Origin of the sequence: Vibrio sp. SG41-7 (assembly GCF_014164465.1) — a bacterium.
Lineage (GTDB): Bacteria > Pseudomonadota > Gammaproteobacteria > Enterobacterales > Vibrionaceae > Vibrio > Vibrio splendidus.
On the sequence record NZ_JACJFF010000234.1, the window covers coordinates 1 to 3,189 of the forward strand.

The 3,189-nt window shown below is 44.9% G+C and carries 1 protein-coding gene and 4 pseudogenes; 4 read left to right on the forward strand and 1 reads right to left on the reverse strand.

Annotation, left to right across the window (positions count from 1 at the left end):
* Window positions 1–263: 263 nt before the first annotated feature.
* Window positions 264–470, reverse strand: a pseudogene (locus H5300_RS26120) (ISKra4 family transposase); the annotation flags it as partial.
* An 82-nt stretch (window positions 471–552) separates the two neighbouring features.
* Here H5300_RS26120 and H5300_RS26130 point away from each other — a divergent pair.
* The 4 genes and pseudogenes from H5300_RS26130 to H5300_RS26145 form a co-directional block, all read left to right on the forward strand.
* Window positions 553–1,514 (forward strand): annotated as a pseudogene (locus tag H5300_RS26130) (IS3 family transposase); the annotation flags it as partial.
* Window positions 1,515–1,704: 190 nt separating this feature from the next.
* Window positions 1,705–2,745 carry an IS110 family transposase gene (locus tag H5300_RS26135; protein ID WP_182797302.1) on the forward strand — a complete coding sequence of 347 codons (1,041 nt, stop codon included), beginning with the start codon at window positions 1,705–1,707 and terminating at the stop codon, window positions 2,743–2,745.
* 12 nt (window positions 2,746–2,757) lie between these two features.
* A pseudogene (locus H5300_RS26140) lies at window positions 2,758–2,973 on the forward strand (IS3 family transposase); the annotation flags it as partial.
* Window positions 2,918–3,189, forward strand: a pseudogene (locus H5300_RS26145) (hypothetical protein); the annotation flags it as partial. The pseudogenes H5300_RS26140 and H5300_RS26145, both read left to right, overlap by 56 nt.

The following is a 3,189-nucleotide window of genomic DNA, read 5'->3' on the forward strand; positions in this document are numbered from 1 at the left end:
AAAAACACCCACATTGCCTATAAAACAATCTGACCTTAAATCTGCAGTAAACACTCACGATTCAAACTGGAAATTTACCCCGTAAACGACCTTGATGGTTATGATTGAGTTTCTTAACCATCAAGATTGCCTCAGCCCCATCAAGGCTCCACCTAGCTCCTGTGATATCTAATCTATCATTTATCAGATGCCGACAAGCTCCTTCGATAACACCACTTGCTATCGGATATGGGTGTGGTTCTTTTGAATCGACACGTTAAATATTAGCCATACAGCCTTTGTTTAGCCTGCTGTTTATGGAAACTCCAGTAATCCTGTAAATCACCACTCGATTTAAGGGAGCGTAGTCTCAAGATTGCCTCAGCCCCATCAAGGCTCCACCTAGCTCCTGTGATATCTAACCTATCATTTATCAGATGACGACAAGCTCCTTCGATAACACCACTCGCTATCGGATATCCACACTCTAGTGCTACTGTAGTGGCATAGTGAATTTGGCCACCTGATTAAGAGGTGATGTATGATCATCTCGATACTAAAACAGGTGACATTATGACTAAGCGTGAAAGACGCACTTTTAACTCAGAATTTAAGCTTGAATGCGCTCAGTTGGTGCTTGACCAGGGGCGGACTTACAAAGAAACCTGCGAAGCAATGGGCATAGGAAAAACCACGCTAGAAAGCTGGGTGAGGCAACTCAAAGCGGAAAGAGCTGGTAAAGCACCAAGTGCATCACCATTGACTCCAGAGCAAAGAGAAATCCGCGACCTTAAAAAGAAAATCAAGCGTATTGAAGAAGAAAAGGAAATTCTAAAAAAGGCTACGGCTCTCTTGATGTCAGACTCCCTGAACGGTTCTCGATAATCGAGAAACTCAAGAAGAGTTATGCTGTAAAACGGCTTTGTGAAGTGTTCGGGGTTCATCGCAGTAGCTATCGTTATTGGGCAAATAGAGATAAATCTCTGTCGTCAGAGCGTGTGCTTGTTCGTGCCGAAGTTCGCCGAGCTTATGAGCTGAGCAATGGTTCCGCTGGGGCGAGAACCATTGCAGATATAGTAACAGCGAGAGGCATTCCACTTAGTCGTTATCGAGCGAGTAAGTTTATGAAAGAACTAGACTTAGTCAGTTGCCAGCTACCGAAACATGCGTACAAAAAAACACAACAGGAACATGTTCATATACCCAATCGATTAAATCGTCAGTTCGCGGTAACTGAACCGAATCAAGTCTGGTGCGGCGATGTGACCTACATCTGGACGGGACAGAGATGGTCTTATCTTGCGGTTGTTATTGACTTGTTCGCACGAAAAGTCATCGGTTGGGCGATGTCTAACTCACCAGATAGCGCATTGACCGGCAAGGCGTTGACCATGGCCTATGAGAGCCGTGGAAAGCCGTCTGGTGTCATGTTCCACTCGGATCAAGGTTGCCACTATACAAGTAAGAAGTATCGTCAGTTACTATGGAGATATCGAATTACTCAGAGTATGAGTCGTCGTGGGAACTGTTGGGATACTGGGATTAGAATATAAGTACAGACTGTTTGTACTGACCCGTGCTGGGATTGGCTGAAATGTCTTTGTGTTGACCTGTCGTTCAAAGAGTCTGTTCAATTCTATCGACTCAGTTGTGACTTAATAGGAGCTTTGTATTGCATCTCCAGTGTCCCGTCCTGCTGGGCGATTCACACAGGAGAGTGATTAAATGAACAGTAACGATCCCCGCTACAAACTGTATTTAGGTGTAGATACTCATTTAGAGCTTCATGTTGCAACACTTATCAATGAGCTTGGTCAGGTTGTTAAAAGTAAGTCATTTAGTGTCGACCTTGCAGGTTATCGTGAGCTCTTAGCATGGTGTAAGTCTTACGGGTTCCTTCAAAAAGCTGGCATCGAAGGTACGGGAAGCTATGGTGCTGAACTGACTAAATTCTTGAATAAGAATGGTATTGATGTATATGAAGTGATGCGACCAAATCGAATGGAGAGACGTCTGAAAGGCAAAACAGACGTTATAGATTCAGAGAATGCGGCTAGAAGCGTATTATCTGGAGAGGCAGCAGTCATTCCTAAAAGCCATGCAGGACCAGTCGAATCATTACGGAGCCTGCTAATGACCCGCAATAGCGCTGTCAAAGCAAGAACTCAGGCGATGAATCAAATACGAGCTCTTCTTGTATCAGGTCCTGATGAGCTAAAACAGTCCCTTTACCAGCCAAAGCCTAGTGCGTGTGCGACCGCATGCTTAGCTCGGTGCTCTAATAGTAGTGAGCCATTAATGATTTCGCTTGTGCTGTTGGCACAACGTTGGAACTTCCTTAACGACCAAGTAAAATCTCTTGATAATGCTTTGAAAAAGCTGACTTTGAACACAGCTCAAAGCCTTGTGTCAAGGTTTGGGGTCGGCACAAATGTGGCTGCAACGCTCTTAGTTGCGGCTGGAGACAACGCCAACCGATTAAAGAAAGAATCATCGTTTGCAGCCTTGTGTGGCGTTAATCCAATTCCAGCGTCATCGGGGAAAACTACCCGTCATAGGTTGAATCGAGGAGGTAGCCGTAGTGCGAATAACGCTCTTTGGACCGTGGCAATGGTTAGAATGCGTAGTGATCCCAGAACAAAAGACTATGTTGCACGAAGAACAGCAGAAGGGTTATCAACTAAGGAAATAACTCGTATCTTAAAACGTTATATAGCGAGAGAGCTATTCCCGTTAATACTGAAAGATCTAGCGAGTCTGTCTTGACATAGGAGCGTCAACAGTCCTATGGAGCGAGTGTTCAGAAGCTTGAAGACGGAATGGGTACCAAAGAATGGCTATAGAAGTTTTCTAGAAGCGAACCAAGCAGTAACGGATTATCTGGTTGGCTATTACAACCAGCATCGTCCCCATCAATATAATGGTGGATTAACACCAAATGAATCAGAACGACAGTTCTGGTTTCCTCATAAAACCGTGGCCAGTTTTACTTGACCACTACACATTGGATAAAAGCCTGAATCTGGGCAAAGATCAGTTCTCTGACGGAGTCAGGCTGCGACTGGCTGAACAAATAAATCACAGGGCCTACGACCATGTGGCCCAGCAGATTGCACAAACCACCGGTGCTCAGGTAGCTAAGCGTCAATGCCTTAACCTCGTCCAGGACATGGCGCAGGATTTTGAAGATTATTACCTGCAAAATCGTTA